This is a genomic window from Streptomyces inhibens, from assembly GCF_022221585.1.
Lineage (GTDB): Bacteria > Actinomycetota > Actinomycetes > Streptomycetales > Streptomycetaceae > Streptomyces > Streptomyces inhibens.
Map to the genome: position 1 here is coordinate 8,573,713 of NZ_CP084681.1, position 25,242 is coordinate 8,598,954.

The following is a 25,242-nucleotide window of genomic DNA, read 5'->3' on the forward strand; positions in this document are numbered from 1 at the left end:
ATGTTGCGCATGCGAGCGACGCGGGCGTCTTCTGAACACCGAGGTTTCTGCACACCGAGGTCTTCTGAACTACCCGGGGAGGTCCTCGTCCCGGGCGATATGCACCGCCGCTTCCTCCGCCGAAGCGGCCCCACCGTCGATTCCGACGTCCCGGGCGGAGACATCGTTGCTGCCGCCGCGCCAGAAGCCCTCGTCGGAGCCCACCAGCCGGCCGGCGCGCTCGTCGCCGCACTCGATGTCGACCGGTTCACCCACCCCGCCCGGGAGATCGCCGATGTCGTCACCGTCGGGCGGGCAGACCTCCGGCACCTCGATCGCCAGCCGGTGGTCGAGCGTCTCGCGGTCGTGCAGCTCCCGCGCGGTGACCCCGTCGTGATTCACCACGAACGGCCGCTCGGGGGGCGAGTAACCCGTGTCCAGCGTCTCGTCGAGGCCCGGCTCGTCCAGGGCGTCCTCCATGTCGAGATCGTTGGGGTTGTCCTGGGGGTCGGTTTTGGGCGGCTGATAGACCTCGTCGCCCATTACGTCGTCGGACATGACCGCCCTCCCTCTTCCCATCCGCTCGCCCCACCGCCGAGTGCGGCAGGTGCCTCTAGGACCAATTGTCCGCCTCCTGGTGCCGCGCGGCAGCGCCAGCACGCGCGAAGCGGCCCTGACCTCAGGCGCGGCGGTGTTCCGTGTGGATTCCGACGGCCTCGGCGATGCTCTGGACATTGCCGAAGCGCTCGTGCGCGGGCAGCCGCTCGGCCATGGTGACCAGCCGGTCCGGCGCGTTGTTGCGGCGCAGTGTCTCGATGATCGTGTTCTTGTCGGCCGGGTACAGGCTCCGGCCGAGATGCTGGGCTAGTTCGGAGCGCAACCCGACATCCTGCTCGGTCATACCGCTGGGTGTACCGCCCCGGAAGTCACTCTCGGGCGACCACGCGGCCACCGGCTGGTCCTCCCCGGCCGGCTGGAGTTCGCGCTGCTCGTCCGTCCGCAGGGAGCGCTCCGCCGTCAATTGCCCCCGCAGTTGCCGCTTCATCACGTCGTCCCGGGCGGGGCCGGTCTTGTCCGTTCCGTGTTCCATGACCATGGCTGCCTCCGGCTCTACGTGTCGGACAGGCCCGACGCGTTTCTCCCAGTTTCCCTGGTCCCTCCGCCCTAACAACCCGGCGGCGCTGTTTCAACCCTGCACACAGAAATTGTGCGGATGGGCACGGAACGTAACCGCAGATGCATATGCCCACCATGCATACGCCTTTACGGAACGGGAATTCGTATGACAGCCAACCGCTTCCCGACGACAGCCAACCGCATACCGGAAGAATCCGAGGAATCTCAGGAATCCAAGGAGGCAGCGCCATGCGACTCTCGCTCCTTCAACCGGTCATCGAACGGCCGGGACCATGGGCAACCGTCTATGCCGATATCTCGTACGACACCGAGGACGCCGAAAAACAACAAGAGTTGACGGCGAGCGCCACCTGTGCGCAGCTCTTCGCCCTCGGCGCCGACGAGGCCACCTGCGGCGCCGTGCACGAAGCCCTGGTCACACGACGCGGGGGCGAGCCGGGGGTGCACACCGGGCGCGTGCTGTTCGCCGCCGACGGCGTGATCGTGCTCGATACGCCGCTGCCCGGGCCTCCGGCGACTCCCTTCGCGGCCTGGGAACCGGTGCCCCGGGTCACCCCCTTGCTGGCTGCGGTCGGCGACGACCCGGTCTGCCTCGTGGTCCGTCTGGACCGGAACGGAGCGGACTTCGCCGTACGCGGTGAAACGGGCACCGAGGACGCCGGCCAGGCCGGCGGCGACCGGCCCATCCGTCGCAGCGCCTCGGCGGAGGCGTCCGAACGGCACTTCCAGGCCAAGGCGGAGAACACCTGGGAACGCAACGCCGGGGAGCTCGCCGACGCGGTACGCGAGGCGTTCGAGAGCTGCGGCGCCGAGGCCATCGTGCTGATCGGTGAGGCGCGCGAACGCCGGACGGTGCACGACAAGCTGCCCGAACCGCTGCGCGCCCTCACCTACGAGAGCGAGCACGGCGGGCGCGCGCCCAGCGCCGAGACCGACCTGGTGGAGCGGGACATCGCCCAGGTCAGGGCCGTCCAGGAGCGCGACCACATCGCGGAGGTGGCGGACCGCTTCCGTACCGGTGCCGAGCCCGGCGGCACGAGCACCCCGCACGCCGCGGCCGGCATACCCGCCCTGGTCGAGGCGGCGCGCGAACACCGGATCGACACCCTGCTGGTCAGCCCGCACGGCGCGGACATCGCACGGCACATCTGGGTGGGCTCCGGCGTCGACCAACTGGCCGTGCGCGGCACGGAGTTGACGTCCCTGGGCGAGACGCATCCGGCCACGGCGCGCGCGGATGACGCCCTGGTGCGGGCGGCGGCCGCGAGCGGCGCCGACATCGTGGTCGTCCGCGACCCCGACCGGGCGCCGGCCGGCGGGCTGGGCGCCATTCTGCGCTGGACGGACGAAAGCTGACGGGGGTTCAGTCAGGTTGAAGGCGATCGCAGACGATGTGCTCCGGGCGATCGGTGGTGCCCTCGCCACCGTCGTCACCCTGCCGTTCCGGGCCGCGGCCCGGCTCTTCGGCGGGGGCTCGGACACGGCACGCGGGCACCACTGAGCAGGCGCACCACTGAGCAGAAGCAGCACCGAGCAGGCGCACCACCGAGCATGAACGCTGCACGGGGCCGCCCGCCGACCGGCGGATCCGGTTGGCGGGCGGCCCCTGTTGCGCGCGGCGGGTGCCTCAGCTCTGTGCTTCGGCCGCCACCGGCTTCGGGATCAGGAAGGACGTCGCGATGGCCGCGGCGAGGATGACCACGCCCGCGATCATGCCGGCGGTGTAGCCACCGGCAGACGCCGGGTCGGCCGGCGAGGCGGCGGTCTTGACCGCGTAGAGCAGCGCGAAGCTCAGGCCCGCACCGAGATTGAACGCGCCCGCGTTCAGGCCCGGCAGGAAGCCCGGGTTGTCGCCGGGGGAGAGGACGATGCCGAGCCCGTTGAGGACGATGTTCGCCACACCCGCGTAGGCGATGCCCACCAGGATGGAGGTCACCAGCAGCAGAACGTGCGAGTGGCTGCCCATCGTGAACAGCATCAGGGCGACCGTCGCCACCGAGCCGACCAGACCGAACCGCAGGATGCGCCCGTACCCGAAGGTGGCGGCGAGACGGCCGGCCAGCGGACCCATCGCGAGTCCGGCGAGCGCGTACGGGGACAGCGTCCACCACGCGGACTGCTCGGCGCTCATGCCGAGACCGGCCTGGGCGTCCTGGGCGAAGGCCGGGATCAGCCCGTTCATGACGGCGAACACACCGGTCATGGTGAGCACGGTGGTCAGCAGGGTGGCCCAGGTCGCGCGCTGCTTGAGGTGCCGCGTCGCGACCAGCGGGTGCGCGCTGCGGTTCTCGGTGCGCCAGAAGAGTGCGAAGGCGGCCGCGGCCAGCACCACGAGGACGGCGATCAGCGGCCGGTCGGCGGCGGCGAGCTTGCCCGCCTCGTTGAGCGCGGTGAGCAGCGAGCCGACCGAGACGACGAGCAGGGCGACACCTGGCCAGTCCATACGGCTCGCCGCGGCCGCCTTGGACTCGGGGGTCAGGGTGGCGACCAGGACGGTGGCCAGGGCCGCGACGACCGCCATCGCCCAGAAGACCGATCCGAAGCCGTGGTTGTCGGCAAGGTAGCCGCCCGCGAGGGAGTCGACACCGGCGATACCGCCGTTGACGGCGGTGATCACGCCGAGCAGGGTGCCGTACCGCTTCGGTTCCTGCACCTCCACCCGCAGCATGATCAGGCACAGCGGGACGACCGGACCGCACACACCCTGGATGATCCGGCCGGCGAACAGCATCGGCACGCTGGTCGCCAGCGCGGCGATCACACATCCGACGACCATCAGGCCGAGCATGCCGGCCAGCACCCGGCGGCGGCCGATGACATCGCCCAGCCGCGGGAGGAAGAGCGAGAACAGGGCCGCCGAGGTGAAGAACGCGGTCTGGGTCAGGCCTATCTCGGCGGAGCTGGCGCCGAGGGTGTCCTCGATGTTCTTCAGCGCGGGGCTGAGCATGCTGGCGTTGAGCTGGAAGGCGAAGCACGCCGCGAGCAGCGCGGCGACCAGCACGCCTATCCGGACGCCGGACCCGCCGCCGTCCGTCACCTCGACGGGGCGCTGTGTGGTGGAGATGTTCATGCCGTGATGTCGCCGATCCGCTCGAGCGCGTCCACGACGAGGTTCCAGAACCGCTCGTGGTCGAGGGTGACCGCGACCTGGGTGGTGCAGTCGGCCGGAGCGGGCGCACGGAAGTCCGTCACGGTCATCCCGAGCGTCAGCGCGCCGCGCAGCTCGATGTCCACGGGGGCCTTGCGAACGGTCATCACGTCCGGGTCGATCACATAGGCGACCGCGCACGGGTCGTGCACCGGCGGGTGCTCGAAGCCCTGGTTCTCGCGGTAGGCCTCGCGGAAGAAGTCCAGCAGCTCCAGGACGAACGTCGCGGGCTTGGTGCCGACCGCGGCGATCTTCTCCTCGACCGCGGGCGTCGCGAGCGCCTGGTGCGTGAGGTCCAGGCCGACCATGGTGACCGGCCACTTCTCGTTGAAGACGATGTGCGCGGCCTCGGGGTCGATGATGATGTTGAACTCGGCGACCGCGCTCCAGTTGCCCTCGTGGTAGCCGCCGCCCATCAGGACGACCTCGCGCACCCGCTCGACGATGCGCGGCTCCTTGCGCGCGGCCAGCGCGATGTTGGTCAGCCCGGCCGTGGGGACGATGGTGATCTCGCCGGGCTCGTGCGACATGACCGTGTCGATGATCAGGTCGACGGCGTGCCGGCGGTCCAGCTCGATGGTCGGCTCGGGCAGGTCGGGGCCGTCCAGCCCGGTCTCGCCGTGGATGTCCGGTGCCGTCTCGATAGCCCGCACCAGCGGACGCGGGCAGCCGGCGGCGAAGGGCACGCCGGTGATCCCGGCGATGCGCGCCACGGACAGGGCGTTACGGGTCACCTTCTCCAGCGTCTGGTTCCCGACCACGGTCGTGACGGCGACCAGCTCGACGTCGGGATTGCCGTGCGCCAGGAGCATGGCGATCGCATCGTCGTGCCCCGGGTCGCAGTCGAGGATGATCTTTCTGGCCAACGGAAGAGCCCCTTCGCTCTGCTGCTCGGTGAAGCGGTGATGAACGTGGTGGTGTGTGCGGGCCGATATGGGCTCCGGCGCACAGCCGCGCCCGGCGGTCACCCATGGCGAGCCCGGGCGGGGAGTCAGCGGCGAGCGAGCAGCATGGGAAAACGTTCTCCGGAAACTTGACCCATGGACCTGCCGGTTGTCAATGGTTCAATAGCTGATCTTTCCGACGATATCGGGACGATGGGTACGGATGACGGCCCGGCAATCCGGCTGTGACGGGACAACGTTTGCCGCGTGGGAAACGGGGCGTATGCTCCCTCCGGTTCGGGCGTGCCGAGCGAAGGGAACCGGGAGACGGTGGCCGAAGTCACGTTGAAAGAGGTCGCGCTGGCGTCGGGCTGCTCCATTGCCACGGTCTCCCGTGTGCTGGCCGGCACCCGCCCGGTCGGCGCCGAGACCGCGCGCACCGTACGCGCGGCGGCCGAGCGGCTGGGCTACCGGCCCAACCATGTGGCCCGCGCCCTGCGCAGCCGCTCCACCGGCACCGTCGGACTCGTTCTGCCGCAGATCACCAACCCTTTCTTCCCCTCCCTGGTGAGGGAGCTGGAGCACGCGCTGCACGCCGAGGGGCGGGCGGTCCTCCTCGCCGACTGCGACGACGACCCGGTCATCGAGGCGGCCCGGATCGGCGCGTTCCTGGGGCGGCAGGTCGACGCCCTGCTGCTGATACCGGTCGATGAGCGGCGCAGCCGGGAGGCGGTGGCGAGCGCGGCCGCCCAGGTGCCGCTGGTGCTGCTCGACCGTGGCTGCGGCCCCGGCGTGGCCGACTCCGTCGCCGTCGACAACGCGGCCGGTATGACCCTCGTCCTTGACCATCTGGCCGCCACGGGCCGCCGTCGCCCCTGCTTCATCGGAGCGGCCGGGACCGCCTCCGCGGCGGTCGAGCGGCGCGCCGCGTACGAGGCGGGAGCGGCGGCGCTGGACCCGGTGGCCCCCGGACGCATCGAACTCGGTGACTTCTCGGTGGAGTGGGGGCGGGCCGCCGTGGACCTCCTCTGGCCGTCGAGGCCGGACGCCGTGATCTGCGCCAATGACCTGATCGCGGCCGGAGCGCTGCAGCGGCTGCGGCAGCTGGGCGCGGACGTACCGGGCGAGGTCGCCGTCACCGGCTTCGACGACATCCCGCTCGCCGGTCTCGCCGATCCCGCGCTGACCACCGTCCGCCAGCCCGTCGGCGAACTCGCCGCCGAGGCCGCCCGGTTGCTGGCCCGACGGCCGGCCGGGGGAGTGCCGGGACCGCGCCGCACGGTCCGCCTCGCCCCCGAGCTCGTGGTACGGGCCTCCAGCGACGCCTGATCGCCATCCGTCGCCTCTTCGTCCGGATCGTCAGGAAGCCGCTGTCCAGGGAGCCTTGAGGGTGCGGTGCCCGGCTCACCGCTTCGCCCCGACGCCTCGTGGGGGTGGGCCGGGAAGCCGTCGCGCCCCTTGACCGTACGCGGTCAGCGAGTAAAGTCTAGACCAATTGGCACACACCCTCGCGTCATCCACCCCCCACTCAACGAGGCCTGCCGGGGCGGACTTTCGACGCCGCGGCGGCGTCGGGTCCCCTGTTCTCGTGCGGCGGCCTCCCCCCTCGCGAAAGGGTTGACATGGACAGGAAGAGAAGGCTGGCCCTCGCCATCGGTGCGGGAATCGCCCCACTGCTCGTCGTCACCATGCCGGTCGGTCCGGCCGGTGCGCACGGCTATGTGTCCTCGCCGCCCAGCAGGCAGGCGCAGTGTGCCGCCGGCACCATCGAGTGCGGTCCGATCAAGTGGGAGCCGCAGAGCGTCGAAGGCCCCAAGGGGCTGACCAGCTGTAGCGGTGGCAACAGTCAGTTCGCCGACCTCGACGACGACTCCAAGGGGTGGCGGGTCACCCCGATCGGCAGCTCCCAGACCTTCAGCTGGAAGCTGACGGCACGTCACGCCACCAGCACCTGGCAGTACTTCGTCGGCGGAAAGAAGGCCGCCGAGTTCAACGACGGCGGTGCACGGCCGCCCGAGACCGTCACCCACACCGTCAACTTCGGCGGCATCACCGGCAAGCAGAAGATCCTCGCGGTCTGGAACATCGCCGATACCGCCAATGCCTTCTATGCCTGCATCGACGTCAACATCGGCGGCCAGGGTCGGTCCTGACCCGCCCCTCCCCATCCGTTCCGCCTCGTCCCTCCCGTCCCCACGACCTCGCCGCCCTGAGCCGGTCACGGCAGCAGAGCGGCGAGGTCGGCGGGCGCACCCGTTACGATCGGCCCATTCATGGCCGTTGTTCGTGGCCGCTGCCAGGAGGAAGAGATGGGCCTGTTCCGCCGAGGACCGAAGCGGGATTCCCGCGACCTGGCACGCGATGGGGAGTTCAGCTTCTTCTCCGAGCGGGAAGGCGGCGTCTTCAGATCACAGGTCCGGCAGGCCTTCGCGGAACAGGGCCTGGAGGTCACCGCGTACGCGGGGGTGGTCACCGACTCCGCGGGCCGCCAGTTCGGCCTCGGCAACCTCGCCGCGGTGTGCCACCGCGACCGGCGCGGCGAACGAAGCTGGCCCGGCCTGATCAGGGATCACGTCGGCAAGGTGCTGCGCACGATGGACGGCCCGCAGCCGCTCGACATCCTCAGCGAGGACGAGATCCGGGCCTGCCTCTACCCCCGCGTCGTCGCCCAGGAGACGCTGCCCGCCTCGGACTCCTTCCGCTACGGCCACGAGCCGGCGCCCGGGCTGCGGGAGGTACTCGCGCTCGATCTGCCCGAGGCGGTGCAGATGCTGAGCGAGGACTCCCTGACCGACCTCGGGAACGTGGCCGAGCTGCGGATCCGGGCGATGAACAATCTGCGCGCACTGCCCGTCGAAGGGCATGAGACGGTGCGCCGCGGCGACGGTTCGGCGTTCGAGGTGCTGCTCGGCGACTCCTTCTTCACCGCGAGCCGGGTGCTGGTGCTGGACGAGCTGGTGCAGCGGATCATGGGGACCGGGCTCACCCCGGACGGTGCGCTGGTCGCCATGCCCTTCCGGCATCAGCTGGCGTTCCACCGGATCCACGATGCCCAGGTCATCCCGGCGTTGCAGGCCATGGCGCAGTTCGCGGCGGCCGGCCACGAGGATGCCGCGGGCGCCATCAGCCCCAATGTGTTCTGGTGGCGCCGGGGCGTGATGACCCCGCTGAGTGAGCGCGACGGCGACGGGCTGCGGGTCGTGGTGGACGGGGACTTCCAGGAGATGCTGGAGCGGTTGGTGCGGGACGGGGCCTGACAGCCGGAGGGCCCCGAAATCCGCGTGGGCGAGGCCCGCGGGCACCGCTCACAGGCCGCGCAAGATTTTCGTGCGGAATCTTCACGACGAGGGAACCCGCGCCACCGTCCGCCCGTTCTTATAAGTGAGGCCCCACGCTCTCCCCCGTGCGTGGGGCCTCACTGCTGCGCAGGGGCCGCCGCTCAGTCCCCGAGCCGGGCCCGCTCCTCGTCGGTGAACAACCGCGAGCGGATCAGAAAGCGGACACCCTCCGGCGCCTCCAGGGAGAAGCCGCTGCCGCGCCCCGGTACGACGTCCACCGTCAGATGCGTATGCCGCCAGCGTGCGAACTGGTCCGCCGACATCCAGAACCCCACCGGCTCCGGCACGCCCTCCACAGCCAGCCGGGCCAGCAGCACATCCGACGATCCCGTACGGAATTCCCCGGCCGGGTAGCACATGGGGGCGCTGCCGTCACAGCAGCCGCCGGACTGGTGGAACATCAGCGGACCGTGCTGATCACGCAGCAGGCGCAGCAGTTCGGTCGCGGCCGCGGTGAGCGCGATACGCGAGGCGCCCTCCGGGGCTGTGGCGTCCTGAGCGGTCGCGCCCCGTCCGTCGCCGCCCATCAGAAGCGGCCCAGCTTCTTCGCGCAGCGGCTGACCAGCAGGTTCTCGGTCTCATCTCGGTACACCTGTCGTTCCTCCCTTGACCGGCCCCCATGTGTCCAGTTGCCCCGGGCGACGGTGAGCCGGCCCGGAACCGTCCCGGATCACGGTCGCCGAATCGCCACGGTGCCGGTGACTCAGTTAACTCCCGGCAACGTTGCGAGGTGGTTGCATCCGACGGCGCGTCCCGACGGGCGCCGACCCAGGGCGTTACGCCTCGCTCGCGCGCAGCATCCCCTCGCGGTCGACGATCTTCACGCGCTCCCGGCCCTCCGCAGCGCCCAGCGCGCGCTCCGCCTCGTCCAGGTGGTGCCAGCCCTCCCAGGTCGTATAGCGCACGTTCCCGCTGTCGAGGAACGCGACGACCGCCTCGGGGTCGGGCGCGGCAGGCGTGTGCAGCCGGCCGTTGCTGTGGTCGTCCAGGAGATGGGCCACCGTCTCGTTGGCATCGCCCTTGGTGTGGCCGATGAGGCCGACCGGGCCACGCTTGATCCAGCCGGTGACATACGTCGACCGCAGATGCTCTCCGCCCTCGATGACCCGGCCGCCCTCGTGCGGCACGGTGCCGGTGCCGAAGTCGAAGGGGACCTTGGGCAGTTCCTCGGACAGATAGCCGACCGCCCGGTACACCGCCTGCACGTCCCAGGTGTGCATCTCGCCGGTGCCGGTCACCTCGCCGGTGCCGTCGAGCCGCGTACGCTCGGTGCGCAGCCCCACGACCTTGCCGTCCTCGCCGACGACCTCGACGGGGGACTCGAAGAAGTGCAGGAACAGCTTGTGCGGCCGGCCGCCGATGTCCCTGATCGCCCAGTTCTCCAGCGTCTTGGCGACCATGTCGGCCTGCTTGTTGGCGCGGCGGGTGGCGATCGAGCCCTCGTCGTAGTCGATGTCCTCGGGGTTGACGATGACCTCGATGGTGGGGGAGTGGTCGAGCTCGCGCAGCTCCATGGGGCTGAACTTGGCCTGTGCGGGCCCGCGCCGTCCGAAGACATGCACCTCGACGGCCTTGTTCGCGGCGAGTCCGTCGTAGACGTTCGGCGGGATCTCCGTCGGCAGCAGCTCGTCCGCGGTCTTGGCGAGTATCCGGGCCACGTCGAGCGCCACATTGCCGACGCCGAGTACGGCCACCTTCTCGGCCTCCAGCGGCCAGGTGCGGGCGACGTCCGGATGCCCGTCGTACCAGGACACGAAGTCCGCCGCGCCGTACGAGCCGTCGAGGTCGATGCCGGGTATGCCGAGCGCGCGGTCGGCGCTCGCGCCGGTGGAGAAGATCACCGCGTCGTAGAACGCGCGCAGATCGTCGAGGCCGATGTCGTTGGGGTAGTCGACGTTTCCGAACAGGCGGATCTGCGGCTTGTCGAGCACCTGATGCAGCGCTGTGACGATGCCCTTGATGCGCGGGTGGTCGGGGGCGACGCCGTACCGGATCAGCCCGAACGGGGCGGGCAGCCGCTCGAAGATGTCGATGGACACTCCCGGCTCGGCAGCGGCCTCGGACTTCAGCAGCGCGTCGGCGGCGTAGATCCCGGCGGGTCCGGCTCCGACGATGGCTACCCGCAGGGGGCGGGGCATGACTGGTTCCCTTCGAACGGCGACGGCTGTCTTGGTCGCCAGCCTCGCAACGAATTGCCTGGTCAGGTACCTGGCTCGGATCTATGACCTCATAAGTGACACTTATGGGTACTCAAAGATTCACTTGATGAGGGCGTGGGGGCGGACCCGGCGCGGCGACAGTATCCGCGGGCCGGGGCGCGGGTGCCCTGATCACGTAGGCTCGGCGGATGGCGAAGTATTTTGACGTACACCCCGAGAATCCTCAGCGGCGCACCATCAGCACGGTGGCCGACAGTATCCGCTCCGGCGCGCTCGTCGCGTACCCGACGGACTCCTGCTTCGCATTGGGGTGCCAGCTGGGCAGCCGCGACGGGATCGACCGGATCCGGTCGATCCGGAACCTCGACGACCGTCACCACTTCACCCTCGTGTGCCAGAACTTCGCACAACTGGGGCAGTTCGTGCAGATCGACAACGATGTGTTCCGTGCGATCAAGGCGGCGACGCCCGGCAGTTACACCTTCATCCTCCCCGCGACGAAGGAGGTGCCGCGCCAGCTGCTGCACCCGAAGAAGAAGACGGTCGGAGTCCGGATCCCCGACCATGTCGTCGCTCAGGCCCTGGTCGCCGAGCTCGGCGAGCCGCTGCTCTCCAGCACCCTGCTCCTGCCCGACGAGGAGGAGCCGATGACTCAGGGCTGGGAGATCAAGGAACGGCTCGACCATGTGGTGGACGCCGTCGTCGACTCGGGCGACTGCGGCACCGAGCCGACCACCGTCATCGACTTCTCCGGCGGCGCGGTCGAGATCGTACGCCGAGGGGCGGGCGACAGCTCGCGGTTCGAGTAGCCGCACCGACGGCATCGCCACGTGCGGGCCGGCCGGGTGAGCCGTGTCTCACCCCGGCGGTGCCACTTGTCTATGCAACGAGTTGCATAGAAGGATCGGGGTATGGCGCTCGAACACGCGATCCTCGTCTCCCTGCTGGAGAAGCCGGGCTCCGGCTATGAGCTGTCCCGGCGGTTCGAGCGGTCCATCGGGTACTTCTGGACCGCCACCCATCAGCAGATCTACCGCGTCCTCAAGCGCATGGAGAGCGACGGCTGGATCGACGTCCGCGAGGTGCCGCAGCAGGCCCGGCCGGACAAGAAGGAGTACTCCGTCGCCGCCCTCGGCCGGGACGCCCTCTCCCAGTGGCTACATGAGCCGATCGAACCCGAGAGCGTCCGGCACGAGCTCGCCGTGAAGATCCGCGGCGCGGCCTTCGACGATCCCGCCGCGCTGATCCGCGAGGTCGAGCGGCACCACCAGGCGCACACCGACCGGCTCGCGCACTATCTCGCGGGGGAGCGGCGCGACTTCACCGGGCCCGAAGCCCCCGCAGCGCCCGACGCCGGGCAGCAGCTCCAGCATGTGGTGCTGCGCGGCGGCATCGCGTACGAGCGGATGACGCTCGCCTGGCTCGACGACGTACTCGACACCCTCCGCCGACTCGGTTCCGAGCGCTGACGCGGCGTCGACGCGCCATCCGCCCGGCCGGATCCCGCTGTTCACCGTCACGCATCTGCAGCTTTCCGCCCACCAACCCTCAACCTCCAAGCCGGAAAGGCGAACCTCCATGGCCGACCCGCTGCTGTTCAACCCGCGCACCTACGACCCGGCGCACTTCGACCCCGAGACCCGCAGGCTGCTGCGCGCCACCGTCGACTGGTTCGAGGACCGCGGCAAGCGCAAGCTGATCGAGGACTACCGCTCCCGCGCCTGGCTGGCGGACTTCCTCGCGTTCTCTGCCAAGGAAGGGCTGTTCGCGACCTTCCTCACCCCGTCCTCCGCCGCCGACGGGCAGCAGGACAAGCGCTGGGACACCGCCCGGATAGCCGCCCTCAACGAGATCTTCGGCTTCTACGGGCTCGACTACTGGTACGCATGGCAGGTCACCATTCTCGGCCTCGGCCCGGTCTGGCAGAGCGACAACGCCGCCGCTCGCACCCGTGCGGCCGAACTCCTCTCCCAGGGTGAGGTGTTCGCCTTCGGACTGTCCGAGAAGGCCCACGGCGCCGACATCTACTCCACCGACATGCTGCTGGAGCCCGACGGCGACGGCGGCTTCCGGGCCAGCGGCTCCAAGTACTACATCGGCAACGGCAACGCCGCCGGGCTCGTCTCCGTCTTCGGCCGCCGCACCGACATCGAGGGCCCGGACGGCTATGTCTTCTTCGCCGCCGACAGCCGCCACCCGGCGTACCACCTCGTGAAGAACGTCGTCGACTCCTCGAAGTACGTCAGCGAGTTCCGACTCGACGACTACCCGGTCGGCCCCGACGACGTACTGCACACCGGCCGCGCCGCCTTCGACGCCGCCCTCAACACCGTCAACGTCGGCAAGTTCAACCTCTGCACCGCCTCGATCGGCATCTGCGAGCACGCGATGTACGAGGCCGTCACCCACGCGCACACCCGCATCCTCTACGGCCGTCCCGTTACCGCCTTCCCGCACGTGCGCCGCGAGCTGACCGACGCATATGTCCGCCTCGTCGGGATGAAGCTGTTCAGCGACCGCGCCGTCGACTACTTCCGCTCCGCCGGCCCCGACGACCGCCGCTACCTTCTCTTCAATCCGATGACGAAGATGAAGGTGACCACCGAGGGCGAGAAGGTCATCGACCTGATGTGGGACGTCATCGCGGCCAAGGGCTTCGAGAAGGACACCTACTTCGCCCAGGCCGCATCCGAGATCCGCGGGCTGCCGAAGCTGGAGGGCACGGTCCACGTCAACCTCGCGCTGATCCTCAAGTTCATGCGCAACCACCTGCTGGACCCGGCCGAGTACGCGCCCGTGCCGACCCGTCTCGACGCGGCCGACGATGCGTTCCTCTTCCGGCAGGGACCCGCCCGCGGTCTGGGCTCCGTACGCTTCCACGACTGGCGCACCGCCTACGACGCCTATGCCGAGGTGCCCAACGTCGGCCGCTTCCGGGAGCAGGCGGACGCCCTGTGCGAGTTCGTCACCACCGCCGCCCCCGGCGAGGAGCAGAGCCGTGACCTCGACCTTCTGCTCGCCGTCGGCCAGCTGTTCGCGCTGGTCGTGCACGGCCAGCTGATCCTGGAGCAGGCGCGTCTGACCGGCCTGGAGGAGGACGTGCTGGACGAACTGTTCGCCGTCCTCGTACGCGACTTCTCCGCGCACGCCGTCGAGCTGCACGGCAAGGACTCCGCCACCGCGGAACAGCAGCGCTGGGCCCTGGACGCGGTCCGGCGCCCGGTCGTCGACGACGCCCGCTCCCAGCGTGTCTGGGAGCGCGTCGAGGCACTGGCCGGGGCGTACGAGATGGCGCCGTAACAACGGTCCGCGGGCCGGGACCGGCAGGCGCAGCCGACATCCGTGGGGGTCGGCTGCGACTGCCGGCAGCGGGTGGGCGTGTGCCTCAGCTCGTCGGACCGTGGATCAGACGGTGGGTCAGCGCCCACCAGATCTCCGCGAGATCGGCCGGGTCGCGCAGGCTGCTTCCGGTGATCTCCTCGAAGCGCCGGAGCCGGTTGCGCAGGGTGTTGGGGTGGACGTAGAGCGTCCGCGCGGCGGCCTCCAGGCGCAGCCCCTGCCGTAGGTAGGCGGCCGCGGCCTCCTCCAACTGGGCGCCGTCCTCGCCCCGTTCGGCCAGCGGCGCCAGGCGCAGACGTACCAGCTGTTCGCCGACGTCCGGCATGGCCACGACCGTGGCCCGCAGCCCCAGTTCGTCGCGGGTGAACGCTCCGACGAGCCCGGAGCCGACGGCGGCGCGGAGCGCCTGGGTGGCCCGGGTGAATTCCCTGGCGAGCCCGGACGCGGGCGCCGGGGCGCCCAGCCCCACGACCAGGCTGTGGCACAGCCCGCCCGGACGCCCGACCAGCAGCCCCGCCACATCCCCTTCCACGGTCGTGACCAGGGGCTTCCCCGCGGTGTCCAGGGCGAGCCAGGGGCGCAGCAGATCGATGGTGCGGGCGAGGGCGCGGTCATCGGAGTCGGAGCCGGGGTGGGAATCGCCGGGGGTGCGTGGTGCGGGGGCGGGGCCGGGAACGCCGGGCAGCCGCGCGCGGAAGGGGAGGCGCAGGACGTTCCGGTCGTATGCGCAGTCCGTCGCCCCGTCATCGGGGTGATCGTCCGCCCGGCAGTCGTCGGCCGGGCGGCCATCGTGCTGCCCGGTGTCCCTCGCAACGCCGCTGAACGAGGGGTCGTCCCACCGCGCCTCGCCGAGCAGCAGCGCGCGGACCAGCGCTGCCCGCCGGTGGTCCGTCGCCGTCACCGCTCTCGGCTGGAGGCCGGTGCGGCAGCTGCGGACGATGTGCAGGGTATTGGCGTCGGCCCAGGCGCGGAGCGTCTCGGCGATCGGCAGCAGGTCCTCGGCGGTGCCGTGCCGGACCGCCATCTCCTCGCCGAACCGCCGCCAGACGATGTCCGTTCCGATCCGGTAGGCCGTGATGATGTCCTCGACCGGCAACGAGCGGGTCAGGGCCGTTACTTCATCGAGATGCGTGGCCGGGATGTCGTACGTCCGGCCGCCGCGTCCGGCTCCCCGCGGTGACCGGTGGTCCTCGGCGGACCAGCGCTGCACCAGCGCCAGGCCGTTCCGCAGGGACGCCGCCACCCGCGGCCGGAGCTCGTCCGCCGACACCGCCGCGTAGGAGGGGAGTTGGGCCCTGAGGTCGTGCACGACCTCGTCGGTGAGGAGGTCGATTCCGGCGTGCAACGCGGCGACGGCCTCCGGCACCGTTGTGGAAGTCTCCACCCGTCCCCTCCCGACTCGGTGTCTTTCCCCATGGCGAAAGCGATCATTCATCGCCATGCTACGAGGAAGCCGCCCGAACCCCTACAGATGTTCGATCTTGGACGACTTTTGAGCAGTCGTCAGGATTCGTCCGCGCTTCGGTACGCGGCCCTGCTTTTCCTCCCCCTGCCACCCCCCATCACCAAGGAATCCCATGGCTGTTTCCTGGCGCCGTATCGCGGTGCCCGCCGCTGCGGTCGGCGTACTCATCCCCGCCGCCCTTGGCACCCACGCACTGCTCTCGGACTCCGACGGCGCCGGCACGCCCCCGGCCGGTATACGGGCCGCTGGGTCCGCGAGCCCGGACGCCATGCCGGACGGCAGTGACGGAGCCGCCGGCCCCGAGGGCGGCGCCGTCGTCGCCAAGCCCTCCGACGCGCCCGCCGGCTCCCATCGTTCGGTCTCCGTGCGGCTCTCGTCGTACGACGCCCCCAGCAAGCGGGCGGTGCTCAAACCGTCCGCCGGCAAGACCGTGCGCACGGGAGATGTCGTCGCCGCCGCGCCCAGCCGGCAGGCCCCCTCGGGTGCGCTGTTCAAGGTGGGCAAGGTCACCGGGTCCCGTGGCGGCGAGGTCCGGGTGACCACCGTCCCCGCGACACTCTCGGAGCTGCTCGGCGAGCAGAAGGTGGACCAGCGCGCGGCGTTGCGGACCGGTGAACTCACCGTCAAGCCGCTCTCGCCCGGCGTCACCGTGCGGAACCCGTCCACCGGCGGCCCGGCCGAGCCGTCCGACGGGGCGAGCACGCCGTCCGACGGGGCGAGCGCTCCCGCCGGTGACGGCCAGGACACGGTCTCGCCGAGCCCGTCGGCCTCCGCCTCCGCTTCCGGGGAGATGCGTACCCAGCTCACCCACACCGGGACGCGCGCGGCCCACACCTCTGCGCGCGGCGCGCTGACGCCCGGTGCGGCGAAGGCGCTCACCACCCTGCGGCTTGGCGTCAATGTGCCGCTGCCCAAGGGCGTGGAGGCGACCGGTAAGTCTCCGGCCCGGCTGTCCGGCGATGTGACGTTCCGACCCGAGCTGATCTTCCAGTACGAGAAGCGCGGCGGGCTGAACCTGCTGCCGCAGCGCGCGGCCATCGGCCTCGGCGGCTCCTACGCCTACGGCTGGCAGGTGCACGGCAAGGTGCGTGGCACCGCCGACACCGGGCAGGTCGCGGTGCCGCTGGCGGCGGTCACCGGCCGGCACGTGTTCTGGGTGGGCCCCGTCCCCGTCGTGGTCAGCACCGAGGTCACCTTCACCTACCGCTTCACCGCGGGCGGGCGCATCGTGCTCGACGCCGATCAGCGCACCTCCGGTGCGTTCGCCGTCGGCGCGCAGTACGACCGCGCGCACGGGTGGCAGCCGCTGCACAAGGCGCAGCAGCAGACCAAGGGCGCCGCTCCCCGGGTCGAGGGCGCGGCCACCGCGACGGCCCGCGTCGGCGTGCACGCCCAGGTGTTCCTCTACGACACGGCGGGCGTGGGCGGCGATCTGTCCGTCCACCTCACCGGACGGGCCGCGGCGGCCACCGGTGGCGGCACCCCGGCGTGGGCGCTCAGTGCGGGCTACGACCTGAAGACCCAGCTGATGCTGCAACTGAAGATCTTCGGCATCCAGATCGTCGACCTCAGGACCACGCCGTTCGCCCTGCACGACGAACGCAAGCTCTTCGGACACGGGAAGCTGCCTCCCGCCTGAGCGCTCGCGCACCATGTGATCGCCGATGTGTGGTGACGAGAACACTGGTGCGTGGCCGCGAACAGTTCGTGCCGACGCTCGGCCGGGAGGGGTTTCCCGGCCGAGCGTTCTCCGTGGCTCTGCGTCCAGGCAGGCTCACCGGGCCGTCAGCCGGTCGCGCTCCACCGCCTCGTACAGGGCCCGGATGTTGGCGCTGCCGAATCCCCGGGAGCCCTGGCGCTGGATGAGTTCAAAGAAGAGCGTGTTGCGCTCGTAGGGCGAACGGCTGAACAACTGCAGGAGATGGCCCCACTCATCGCGGTCGGCCAGCACCTGCGCGGCCAGCAGTTCCGTGATCTGGTCCCACATTTCGGGGAACCGCTCCAGAAGCAGGTCGTAGTACGTGCCCGGGGTGCTCAGGAATTCCACCCCGCGCTCCCGGAACTCGTGCACCGCGGGAATGATGTCGTCGACGAGGAAAGCGAGATGCTGCACACCGGCACCGCCGTTCCTTTCCAGGAACGCGTCGAGCTGCCCGGGGTTCTTCGTGGGGTCCGGAGCGACCAGGGTGAAGGTGACACGGCCGGAAGCGCTGCGGACGACGATCGAATCCATCGCCTGTCCGCCGAGGGCGACGTATTCGGATGAGTAGCGGGAGAATGCGAAGGCGTTTTGGTAGAAGTCGGCGCATTCCGCCAGGCTGCCTCCTTCGAGGCAGACCGCGATGTGGTCGAGGAGCCGGATCCGGGCGGCCGGCCCGGCCGGCCCGACCGGTTCCGACGGCGTGGCCACCCACCGACGGCCCGGCGGCAGCCGGTGCTCAGCGGTGCCGGTCGAGGGGAGGAGGCTGTGGCGGACACCGCCGAACGCCGAGACGGCCGACCTGTCCTCCGCGAAGCCGACCGGCCGGGCGCCGGCCTTCACCGCCGCCTCGCGGGTCGCGGCCACGTCGTCACAGGTCATGGCGATATCCGCGACCCCGTCGCCGAATTCGTCCAGGAACTTCCCAATGCCCTGACCAGAGGTGATGACCAGTTGTACATCGCCCTGCCGAAGCAGTACAGAACTCCTGTCGACCTCCACGGAGTCGGCGACCCGCGTAAAGCCCATGGCGGAGACGAAATAATCGACGGCCGTCACTTTATTTTTGGTGTACAACTCGACATACGCTATGTCTTGCACGGCCATGGAGTACCTCCGGAAAGTGGGTGCCGGCCATCGGCATCTTCACGAGGGCGTGTGTGACGTCGCCGACGCCAGGAACATGTCGAGATCGATGTGGCGGACCCGCTCCACGCCCGGTGACTTCGACGAATAGTCCAGTCGGGCGGGCCGCGCGGAGTCGTGGAAGTAGACCGCTTCCAGCCCCCCACCCTCAGGCTCGGCCAGGAGGGGGTTGGCGACGAGGAAGTCCCGGACCGCGGGAGTGTCCCGGGGTACCTGGAGCCACAGGCGCTTTTCGCCGAAGTGGTTGGGCGGCAGGATGACGCGGGTTCCGAAACGGCGCTTCCACTGGTACGTGCCCTTGCTGAGGAAGGGCTCGGTGCCCTGGAAATCGAGTCGGCGGACGCCGTGGTCCGCCGCCCAACCGATAAGGAAGTGGTAGATCGCCTTGAACGCACCGCTGGCGAAATGCTCCTGTGAGCCGTCGCGCACGCCGAGCAGCCTCAGGGTGAGCACGCGGGAGTGGCGATCCCAGTGGCACAGTGCCCCGCCGATGCGCTCACCGTCCTGGCTGAGCGCGAACAGGCATCCGGTGCGGAAAAGGCACTCGTAGGACGTCTCCTTCGTCTCGGTCCGTTCCCGTTCCCCGTGGCGTCGGTGCATGGTGGGGCGGTAGTGCCGGTCGTAGAAGTCGTCGAACCAGACCGGGTCCCGGACAACGCTCCAACTCCAGTTGTGCTCACGCATATTGCGGTTGTGCTGCTCGCGCTCCCGCTTGGAGATCCGCCGGCGCATGGCCTCGGAGTCGCCGTCGATGTCGACCACGAAGTGCACCCGCATGGGCATCACGAGCGAGGCCGCCGTGGGCAGCCCCCGGGCCCTGGCCGCGCTGGTGCCCACGATCACGATGTCCGTGTCGGGCAGCCGCCCCGGGGCGCTGAGGTCCCGCCCGGTCACTTCTGACGAACTGCGCTTCGCGGTCTCCTGCCCGTCCTCACGGCGCAGCTCGGTGAACTCCAGGGTGTACGCCAGTCCTTCGGCCAGCCCGGAGTAGGAGACCGACAAGCCGCCCAACTCCGAGCGTATGGACGGGAAGACGGCCCGGTCTCTGGTGTCCCAGGTGGTGCGCGAGCGGGTGAGCAGCGGGTTGGCGCTGTTGCGCCAGCGGTAGCGCGTCTGCATGCGCAGGCGTTGCTGGACCGGAGAGCGGGGCGGGGGAGTTGATGTGTCCACGGGGCTGGATCCTCGTCCTGTCGTCACAGCGCGTTGGCCTTGAGCACCACGCTTCGCAGCGAGTCGGCGTCGTCCACGCGGTGCAGGTCCCCGGCGGGGAGAGCGTCGAAGTCCCCCGCGGCGTAACTGCCCGAGCCGTGCACGAGGATGTCCCGTTCCGGCACGAGCTCGCGGTCGACGGCGTTGAGAAGGCCCACCATGGCCATGACGAGCGACCATTCCCGGACCTCCATCGGATTGGCGGGCAGTCGTAGGCCTGCGTCGCCCAACAGGGACCGCACCTGGCCGTATCGCTCCAGGCATTCGGCGAGCGAGACCACGATGCCGCCTCCGCCCTGGCGGTTGATCAGCTCATTCATCCGGGGGGAAGTCGGTGGATTCCTGGTGTAGAAGGTGGCATCCAGTACTTCCTGCGGGTCGAAGGTGACCGTGGGGAACCGCTGGTTCTCCTGCTGGGCATAGAGTCCGGAGTCGGCCTGGTAGGCGTATCGAGGCGCGTTGCGGGGGTCGCTCGACCCGTTGTGGTACAGGCTGAGCACCATGTCCGGCGCACCGAGGTGCTGCACGAGGAAGTAGTGCGGAGGCTTCTGTGCGCGGCCCGGGTGGGGGAGCGTCTCCCAACCGTGCGCATGCCCCAGCAGGCCGTACGCGCTGGAGACGGCGTGGACGTGCAAGCGCGGCTCGTCGGCCGCCGGGGGGAAGAACTCCGCCTCCGACAGCGCGCGGACCACGTCCGCGGCCAGGTAATTCTCCAACTGCAGTGTGTACCAGAGGTTGGTCTTCCCGCTGTTCTCCAGGAACTCGCGGTGGTCCTCCATGATTCCGCGGGCGATCGTCTTGACCTCGCTCGGCGCGGTGCCGTGATGGACCGCGATCGGATTGCGCGCGCGTAGCTCGGGGTCGGTGAACAATTTCGAGCTGCGCAGCTTGGGGACGGAGCCGGCCGGGACGATCACGGTGACGTTGAGCTGGTCGGCGCCGACCAGCCCCGTGTCGATGGCGCGCAGCACCGCATCGCGCATGGCGATGGCCTTGTTGGCCGACGAGGGCGTGATGATCGAGACGCGTTGGCCGGTCTCCTGGATGAATTTGACGGCGCGGGCCACGATGATGAGTGAGGCGAAAGTCTTGGTGGTCATCGTGGCGGGATTCCGCGTCAGGTCCAGCAGCGCCAGGTTCTTTCCCCGGTAGGTCCGCAACGGGCTGTGCGCCACCGTCGACACCGACAGATAATCGCGCATCGCGTCGGTCAGCTCGGGCAGCTCGACGCCCGGAGTGAACTCGCTCCTGCTTCCGTCGTTCGGCCGCACCGGCAGTAATTCCCGCAGTGCCGCCTGGACCTGGTCGTAATAGTGAGCGAGAGCGCTCTCGAGAAGCATGTCCCATCCTTTTCCGAAGTTTTCCGTCACTGCTTCGCGATAAAAAATGAGGGCAGGCGCAGGGCGGCGTGCGGCCGGCCTACGGCGAGCAGCCCCGCGGACGGGCGCGGCGTACGGGCCCGTGCGGGGCTCCTCGCGACAGGAGCCCCGCACGTCATCAGCCGTGGATTGCCCAGAGCCATGCCCGGCTTCGGTGGCCTGTGCGCCACGTGACGGGAACCTGCAAGCTCTCGGGACGTGCTGACGTGGTCGATGCCCGCGGCTGTCTACGCTCCGGCGTGGCCTTCGATCGGCTTGCCGACATAGGTGAGCCGGTACAGAAGTCGCTCCTGCTCGCCATAGTCCAGTACGACGTTGTGGGTGATCGACTGGTTGTCCCAGAGGGCGATATCACCTTCGTGCCACTTCCACCGCACCGTTCGCTCGGGAATGAGCGTGTGCGCGAGGAGAAGGTCGATCAGGAGATCGCTCTCCAACTGGGTCAAGCCCTCGATATGGGTGACGCATGTGGGGTTGAGCAGCAGGGAACGCCGCTTCGTCACGGGGTCGACCCGCACGAGAGGGTGCACGGTCGGGCTCAGCTTACGGATGCCTTCCTTGATCCGTTCGTCGGTATCGCCGTTCAGCAGAGGTGCGAACTGCTTGAACGGGTCGTGTACGGCGCGCAGTTCGTCCACCATTTTCCGCAGCGGCGCCGAAAGCCTGTCATAAGCGTTGGCGAGGTCCGTCCACATGGTGTCGCCACCGGCGGCGGGCACCTGCTTCGCGTACAGCATGGTGGTCGATGGCGGCTCCGGCAGGAAGGTGCCGTCGGAGTGCCAGGCGGTCTCGAACCGGTTGTACCGATCGCGTGGCGTGGAGTCCCACTCCGTCAGATTTCCGGAGGGGTTTCCCCATACTTCCGGGTACCCGGGCAGACAGGGCTTGATCGGGTGGCCGGGGAGCAGCGTGCCGAATCGGCGGGCGAATTCCACCAGTTGGCCGGTGTCCACCAGCTGACGGGGAAAGAAGATCAGTCGGTGTTCCTGGAGCGCCCGCCTGAGCAGTTCCACCGTCTCGGGGGTGAGCTCCCCGGCGATGTCCAGCCCCTCGATCTTCGCGCCGAAGGTGCCCGTCACAGGGGTTATGCGTATCTGGTCGGCAGTAACCGTGTCCATGCTCACTCCTCCGCTGCCAGGAATTCATCGAGCGCTTCGACCGACCGCACGATCGCTGCCCGCCCGTCATCACGGATGACGATCGGACGTTGCAGCAGGATGGGGTGGTCCACCAGCGCATCGATCCAGCGCTGTCGGTCGTGAGGCCACTCTTCGAGCCCCAGCTGCTGCGCGATGGGGTCATGCATGCGCACCACGGCCCAGGGCTGCGCGCCCAGCTTGTCGAGAAGGATGTCGATGTCGGCGGAATCCGGAGAATCCACCATGTATTCCCGGCCCTGATGGGGGAGCTGCTTCTTCCCCAGATTCTCCAGGATCCGGACGCTTGTCGGGCAATCCCGGTTGTGCCAGATCTCTAACAATCAACGCTCCCTGCTGGATGAAATGACGGAGTCGGCGATGAACTGACGGAGTCGGCGTGGATCGGGAGAACGTGCTCAGTCTCGGCGATCGCGGTTGAACTTCCGCTCGATCCAGCCGAAGAAGGCGTCGGCGACCATGGAGCGCTCGGGCTCCGGCAGCACCATGAATCCCCCGTGCGCCGTGCTCCATTCGTTCAGCACCGGACCGGTATCGGTCATCAGCCAATCGATGCACAGATACTCCGCATCCAGGCTCTTTGCGATGCTCCGGCAGTGGTCTTCCACCTGAAGGTGGTCCTTGTTGACGTCAGCCGATCCGCCCAGGCTGATGTTCGCCAAGTAGCCACCCGGCTTCGGCCGTCGCGACAGCGAGGTGATCACCTCCCCGTCGGCGACATACACGCGCATGTCCGCGGAGTGTGGGAGATACGGCTGCACGATGTAGGGGAATCCGGTCTGCGCCACGATGTCGAGGGCCGCGACGAGCTGCTGGTGAGAATCGACGCGCAGCACGCCGATTCCCATGGACAGTTCCCGAGGCTTGATGATGTAGGGGCCGGCGCCCAGTTCGCGCTTCACCTCGTCGACCACGAGGCGGGCGTATTTCCCGAAGGGAACGGCGATGGTGCCGGCGGTCGGCACTCCCAGACCCGCGGCATGCTGCAACAGGGCGAGCTTGTCCCTCTCGAGATAGTCGGGTCCGGATATCGACCGGTTCAAGAGAGTGGAGTCGCTGGCCTGAATCGTGCGGTAGATGGCCCGCATGGCCTCCATGCCCTGGGGCTCCAGGCTCTTGTCCCCCACGATGAAGCACTGCCGCTGACTGAGCAGGTCCTCGCCGCGATAACGCAGTACCGGTTTCCCGAGACAGGAGGGAATGATCTCGGCCGCACCGATCACGCGGAAATCGAAACCGCGTGGAGCGGCGACACCGGAATATCTCTCGACGAGGCCCTTCTCGAATTTCTCAGCGGCTGCCGCCGTATAGTCGCCCGACTGGTAGATCCATGTGATGGTGGTGTTCATTGCGCGCCGCGTCTCCGTTCGCCCGTGAGAGTCTCGGTCACTTGACGGCCAGGTATCCCTCAAAGCACAGGCTCTTGTGCACCAGTCCCACTGACCGGAAGCCTGCCTGGCGGAGCGCGTCGATGTTGTCTTCGGAGGTCGAGGGCTCCAGCGCCGAACGGATGCTTCGCGTCTTCGCCATGATCTCGCCCGGGGTGAAGCCGTTGCGCAGCTTGTAGTCCGCGTAGAGCTGCCCCATGAGATCCTGTAGATGCCCATTCGGCTCGCGGACCTTTTCGAAGAGCACGAATGCTCCGCCGCGAACCATGCGGTCGTAGACGGACTTTATGACGTCGTGTCGTTCCTCGAGCCGCAAGAACTGCAGCGTGTAGTAGGAGATCACGAAGTCGCAGGGGTCGAATCTGTAGGCCAGCAGGTCGGCCTCGACGAATTCAAGTCCGGGCTGCCCGCCGTATTTGCGCTCGGATTCAGCGACCATCGACTGTTCGATGTCGATTCCGATGATGCGCCGGATCTTGCTGCCGTGCCGGTTTGCCAGCTGACTGGCCAAAGTGCCTGTTGCGCTTCCGAGCTCGTAGATCAAACTGTCCTGCCGAACAAAGAAGTCGGACAGACCCAGGATCAGATCGTGGCACTCTGCGTACATGGGGACGCTGCGCCCGATATGCTCGTCAAATGTCCGGTAGACACCGCCGGAGAACGTCCAGCCGGCTAAGCCTGCCGATAGGTCGTCACCGACCTGCTCGGGCGTGGCCTCGCCGTCTTCTTTCTCCGGGTTCGGGCCGCCGTTGATAACCGTATGCTTAGCGATACTCAACATTGACTCCACTTCACGTCTAATGTTGAAAGCTTGCATGTCCCAGTCAGGAGATCACATCTCCTTGAGTGAGGCAACGGATAAGTTGCACCATGATCGATGTGATCTGCGCCACATTGCCTCCGGCTGTTCGACTGTGGGAGCCTTCTGCCTGCATTGACGTTGCACGGTTATCCAGAAGGCTGGGACAGAAGCAATGTTAGCTTTTCCGTCCGACCATTCCACTGGTGATGACCGGCCCAGTGATTTCGATGACGACTGGGCCGAGCAATACGCCCGCCGGTACGCCGACCGGGACGACCTCGATGAGGTTGTCGAATTTCTGCTGAAGCGCGGAGGCGACGAGGGTACATACCTCGACCTCTGCTCCGGAGTTGGCAGGATTGCGATACCGCTTGCCTCCCGCGCAGTTCATGTAACCGGAGTGGACAATGCGCCGGCCATGCTCCGGGTCATGGCGGAGCGAGGCCAGTCCCTCCCGGTCGATACGGTCCTCGACGATTGCGCGAAGATTGACATAGGGCGCACATTCTCCCTGGCCTACGTCACCTTCAATTCCCTCTTCCAGCTGGACGACAACGCCGCTCAGGAATCGATGCTCGCCGGCGTGGCCCGCCATCTCGTCCCCGGTGGACGGTTCGTGGTGGAGACCTTCGTGCCGCATCCGCCTGCCTCGTCGGCGCTGCTGGGGCCCGAGGCGTCACATCTCTCCGGTGACCGGCTGGAATTCATCACGCGAAAGTGGGACGTGCCGGAGCAGGTGCTGTGGGTTCAGCGGATGATCGTGGAGGCCCCGGGAAAGGTCGGTCTCCGATCGATTCGTTTCCAGTACCTCTTTCCCGCGCAGCTCGATGCCATGGCCGAGGCGGCGGGGCTGGTGCGGGAGTCCGAATACGCGGACTGGGCAGAGCGCCCTTTGTGTGAGGACAGCGACAACCGGGTCGTGGTCTATCGGCTGGCCGACGGGAGTCCGCGCCGATGAAGGGCCAATGGCACACATCCGGCCCCCTCCCTGTGCAATCGCGGCTTCCCGTACC

24 protein-coding genes are annotated in these 25,242 nt (G+C 68.8%); 10 read left to right on the top strand and 14 right to left on the bottom strand.

Annotation, left to right across the window (positions count from 1 at the left end):
* Nucleotides 1-69 precede the first annotated feature (69 nt).
* Entirely contained in the window at nucleotides 70-537 is a 468-nt protein-coding gene (locus KI385_RS38370; protein ID WP_238576632.1) for a DUF5709 domain-containing protein, read from the bottom strand.
* 121 nt (nucleotides 538-658) lie between these two features.
* Nucleotides 659-1,075 (bottom strand): DUF2795 domain-containing protein, encoded by a 417-nt coding sequence (locus tag KI385_RS38375; protein WP_238576633.1) that lies wholly within the window; start codon nucleotides 1,073-1,075, stop codon nucleotides 659-661.
* Nucleotides 1,076-1,344: 269 nt separating this feature from the next.
* On the opposite strand from KI385_RS38375, the gene KI385_RS38380 reads away from it, so the two are divergent.
* Nucleotides 1,345-2,472 (top strand): baeRF2 domain-containing protein, encoded by a 1,128-nt coding sequence (locus KI385_RS38380; protein WP_238576634.1) that lies wholly within the window; start codon nucleotides 1,345-1,347, stop codon nucleotides 2,470-2,472.
* 16 nt (nucleotides 2,473-2,488) lie between these two features.
* A complete protein-coding gene (locus KI385_RS44040) occupies nucleotides 2,489-2,617 on the top strand; it encodes an LPFR motif small protein (protein WP_281066944.1) in 129 nt (42 codons plus the stop codon).
* Between the two features lie 126 nt (nucleotides 2,618-2,743).
* Here KI385_RS44040 and uriT read toward each other — a convergent pair whose 3' ends face one another.
* Together uriT and uriH are read right to left on the bottom strand one after the other, a co-directional pair.
* Nucleotides 2,744-4,186, bottom strand: coding sequence for a uridine transporter UriT (gene uriT / locus KI385_RS38385; RefSeq protein WP_238576635.1), 1,443 nt, complete (start codon nucleotides 4,184-4,186; stop codon nucleotides 2,744-2,746).
* Nucleotides 4,183-5,130, bottom strand: coding sequence for a uridine-preferring nucleoside hydrolase UriH (gene uriH / locus KI385_RS38390; RefSeq protein WP_238576636.1), 948 nt, complete (start codon nucleotides 5,128-5,130; stop codon nucleotides 4,183-4,185). Before uriH ends, uriT begins: the two co-directional genes overlap by 4 nt.
* A 321-nt stretch (nucleotides 5,131-5,451) precedes the next feature.
* Here uriH and KI385_RS38395 point away from each other — a divergent pair, with 321 nt between their 5' ends.
* From KI385_RS38395 to KI385_RS38405, 3 genes are all read left to right on the top strand, one after another.
* Entirely contained in the window at nucleotides 5,452-6,477 is a 1,026-nt protein-coding gene (locus tag KI385_RS38395) for a LacI family DNA-binding transcriptional regulator (RefSeq protein ID WP_238576637.1), read from the top strand.
* Between the two features lie 293 nt (nucleotides 6,478-6,770).
* Nucleotides 6,771-7,301 carry a lytic polysaccharide monooxygenase auxiliary activity family 9 protein gene (locus tag KI385_RS38400; RefSeq protein ID WP_238576638.1) on the top strand — a complete coding sequence of 177 codons (531 nt, stop codon included), beginning with the start codon at nucleotides 6,771-6,773 and terminating at the stop codon, nucleotides 7,299-7,301.
* A gap of 156 nt (nucleotides 7,302-7,457) precedes the next feature.
* A complete protein-coding gene (locus tag KI385_RS38405; RefSeq protein WP_238578028.1) occupies nucleotides 7,458-8,405 on the top strand; it encodes a DUF1444 domain-containing protein in 948 nt (315 codons plus the stop codon).
* Nucleotides 8,406-8,587: 182 nt separating this feature from the next.
* On the opposite strand, the gene KI385_RS38410 is transcribed toward KI385_RS38405, so the two are convergent.
* The gene (locus KI385_RS38410) at nucleotides 8,588-9,013 is read right to left on the bottom strand and encodes a DUF779 domain-containing protein (protein ID WP_238576639.1); all 426 of its coding nucleotides are present in this window, start codon (nucleotides 9,011-9,013) and stop codon (nucleotides 8,588-8,590) included.
* 249 nt (nucleotides 9,014-9,262) lie between these two features.
* Nucleotides 9,263-10,624: an FAD-dependent oxidoreductase gene (locus KI385_RS38415; RefSeq protein WP_238576640.1), complete on the bottom strand. Its 1,362-nt coding sequence runs from the start codon at nucleotides 10,622-10,624 to the stop codon at nucleotides 9,263-9,265.
* A gap of 209 nt (nucleotides 10,625-10,833) precedes the next feature.
* On the opposite strand from KI385_RS38415, the gene KI385_RS38420 reads away from it, so the two are divergent.
* The 3 genes from KI385_RS38420 (at nucleotide 10,834) to KI385_RS38430 (ending at nucleotide 13,945) form a co-directional block, all read left to right on the top strand.
* The gene (locus KI385_RS38420; RefSeq protein ID WP_238576641.1) at nucleotides 10,834-11,454 is read left to right on the top strand and encodes an L-threonylcarbamoyladenylate synthase; all 621 of its coding nucleotides are present in this window, start codon (nucleotides 10,834-10,836) and stop codon (nucleotides 11,452-11,454) included.
* A gap of 102 nt (nucleotides 11,455-11,556) precedes the next feature.
* A complete protein-coding gene (locus KI385_RS38425) occupies nucleotides 11,557-12,114 on the top strand; it encodes a PadR family transcriptional regulator (RefSeq protein WP_238576642.1) in 558 nt (185 codons plus the stop codon).
* Nucleotides 12,115-12,223: 109 nt separating this feature from the next.
* The gene (locus tag KI385_RS38430) at nucleotides 12,224-13,945 is read left to right on the top strand and encodes an acyl-CoA dehydrogenase family protein (protein WP_238576643.1); all 1,722 of its coding nucleotides are present in this window, start codon (nucleotides 12,224-12,226) and stop codon (nucleotides 13,943-13,945) included.
* 85 nt (nucleotides 13,946-14,030) lie between these two features.
* Here the strand turns inward: KI385_RS38430 and KI385_RS38435 are convergent, their stop codons facing one another.
* Nucleotides 14,031-15,368 carry a PucR family transcriptional regulator gene (locus KI385_RS38435; protein WP_238576644.1) on the bottom strand — a complete coding sequence of 446 codons (1,338 nt, stop codon included), beginning with the start codon at nucleotides 15,366-15,368 and terminating at the stop codon, nucleotides 14,031-14,033.
* A gap of 193 nt (nucleotides 15,369-15,561) precedes the next feature.
* Between KI385_RS38435 and KI385_RS38440 the strand changes: the two genes are divergently transcribed.
* Nucleotides 15,562-17,088, top strand: coding sequence for a hypothetical protein (locus KI385_RS38440; RefSeq protein WP_238576645.1), 1,527 nt, complete (start codon nucleotides 15,562-15,564; stop codon nucleotides 17,086-17,088).
* Between the two features lie 135 nt (nucleotides 17,089-17,223).
* Here the strand turns inward: KI385_RS38440 and hppD are convergent, their stop codons facing one another.
* The 7 genes from hppD to KI385_RS38475 form a co-directional block, all read right to left on the bottom strand.
* Entirely contained in the window at nucleotides 17,224-18,255 is a 1,032-nt protein-coding gene (gene hppD / locus KI385_RS38445; protein WP_238576646.1) for a 4-hydroxyphenylpyruvate dioxygenase, read from the bottom strand.
* 39 nt (nucleotides 18,256-18,294) lie between these two features.
* Nucleotides 18,295-19,464, bottom strand: coding sequence for a GNAT family N-acetyltransferase (locus tag KI385_RS38450; RefSeq protein ID WP_238576647.1), 1,170 nt, complete (start codon nucleotides 19,462-19,464; stop codon nucleotides 18,295-18,297).
* A gap of 23 nt (nucleotides 19,465-19,487) precedes the next feature.
* Entirely contained in the window at nucleotides 19,488-20,843 is a 1,356-nt protein-coding gene (locus KI385_RS38455; protein WP_238576648.1) for a DUF6002 family protein, read from the bottom strand.
* 266 nt (nucleotides 20,844-21,109) lie between these two features.
* On the bottom strand, nucleotides 21,110-22,000 hold the full coding sequence (locus tag KI385_RS38460) for a TauD/TfdA dioxygenase family protein (protein ID WP_238576649.1): 891 nt from the start codon (nucleotides 21,998-22,000) through the stop codon (nucleotides 21,110-21,112).
* Between the two features lie 2 nt (nucleotides 22,001-22,002).
* Nucleotides 22,003-22,362 (bottom strand): ArsC/Spx/MgsR family protein, encoded by a 360-nt coding sequence (locus KI385_RS38465; RefSeq protein ID WP_238576650.1) that lies wholly within the window; start codon nucleotides 22,360-22,362, stop codon nucleotides 22,003-22,005.
* A gap of 75 nt (nucleotides 22,363-22,437) precedes the next feature.
* Entirely contained in the window at nucleotides 22,438-23,388 is a 951-nt protein-coding gene (locus KI385_RS38470; protein ID WP_238576651.1) for an ATP-grasp domain-containing protein, read from the bottom strand.
* A 37-nt stretch (nucleotides 23,389-23,425) separates the two neighbouring features.
* A complete protein-coding gene (locus tag KI385_RS38475; RefSeq protein ID WP_238576652.1) occupies nucleotides 23,426-24,208 on the bottom strand; it encodes a methyltransferase domain-containing protein in 783 nt (260 codons plus the stop codon).
* Nucleotides 24,209-24,401: 193 nt separating this feature from the next.
* Between KI385_RS38475 and KI385_RS38480 the strand changes: the two genes are divergently transcribed.
* Nucleotides 24,402-25,187 carry a class I SAM-dependent methyltransferase gene (locus KI385_RS38480; RefSeq protein ID WP_238576653.1) on the top strand — a complete coding sequence of 262 codons (786 nt, stop codon included), beginning with the start codon at nucleotides 24,402-24,404 and terminating at the stop codon, nucleotides 25,185-25,187.
* The last annotated feature ends 55 nt before the right edge of the window (nucleotides 25,188-25,242 follow it).

Bases quoted from the DNA above. Each gene is read 5' to 3' on its own strand.
- KI385_RS38370 (WP_238576632.1), bottom strand. From the start codon at position 537: ATGTCCGACGACGTAATGGGCGACGAGGTCTATCAGCCGCCCAAAACC.
- KI385_RS38375 (WP_238576633.1), bottom strand. From the start codon at position 1,075: ATGGTCATGGAACACGGAACGGACAAGACCGGCCCCGCCCGGGACGAC.
- KI385_RS38380 (WP_238576634.1), top strand. From the start codon at position 1,345: ATGCGACTCTCGCTCCTTCAACCGGTCATCGAACGGCCGGGACCATGG.
- uriT (WP_238576635.1), bottom strand. From the start codon at position 4,186: ATGAACATCTCCACCACACAGCGCCCCGTCGAGGTGACGGACGGCGGC.
- KI385_RS38400 (WP_238576638.1), top strand. From the start codon at position 6,771: ATGGACAGGAAGAGAAGGCTGGCCCTCGCCATCGGTGCGGGAATCGCC.
- KI385_RS38405 (WP_238578028.1), top strand. From the start codon at position 7,458: ATGGGCCTGTTCCGCCGAGGACCGAAGCGGGATTCCCGCGACCTGGCA.
- KI385_RS38410 (WP_238576639.1), bottom strand. From the start codon at position 9,013: ATGGGCGGCGACGGACGGGGCGCGACCGCTCAGGACGCCACAGCCCCG.
- KI385_RS38415 (WP_238576640.1), bottom strand. From the start codon at position 10,624: ATGCCCCGCCCCCTGCGGGTAGCCATCGTCGGAGCCGGACCCGCCGGG.
- KI385_RS38420 (WP_238576641.1), top strand. From the start codon at position 10,834: ATGGCGAAGTATTTTGACGTACACCCCGAGAATCCTCAGCGGCGCACC.
- KI385_RS38425 (WP_238576642.1), top strand. From the start codon at position 11,557: ATGGCGCTCGAACACGCGATCCTCGTCTCCCTGCTGGAGAAGCCGGGC.
- KI385_RS38430 (WP_238576643.1), top strand. From the start codon at position 12,224: ATGGCCGACCCGCTGCTGTTCAACCCGCGCACCTACGACCCGGCGCAC.
- KI385_RS38440 (WP_238576645.1), top strand. From the start codon at position 15,562: ATGGCTGTTTCCTGGCGCCGTATCGCGGTGCCCGCCGCTGCGGTCGGC.
- hppD (WP_238576646.1), bottom strand. From the start codon at position 18,255: ATGGCCGTGCAAGACATAGCGTATGTCGAGTTGTACACCAAAAATAAA.
- KI385_RS38455 (WP_238576648.1), bottom strand. From the start codon at position 20,843: ATGCTTCTCGAGAGCGCTCTCGCTCACTATTACGACCAGGTCCAGGCG.
- KI385_RS38460 (WP_238576649.1), bottom strand. From the start codon at position 22,000: ATGGACACGGTTACTGCCGACCAGATACGCATAACCCCTGTGACGGGC.
- KI385_RS38470 (WP_238576651.1), bottom strand. From the start codon at position 23,388: ATGAACACCACCATCACATGGATCTACCAGTCGGGCGACTATACGGCG.
- KI385_RS38475 (WP_238576652.1), bottom strand. From the start codon at position 24,208: ATGTTGAGTATCGCTAAGCATACGGTTATCAACGGCGGCCCGAACCCG.
- KI385_RS38480 (WP_238576653.1), top strand. From the start codon at position 24,402: ATGTTAGCTTTTCCGTCCGACCATTCCACTGGTGATGACCGGCCCAGT.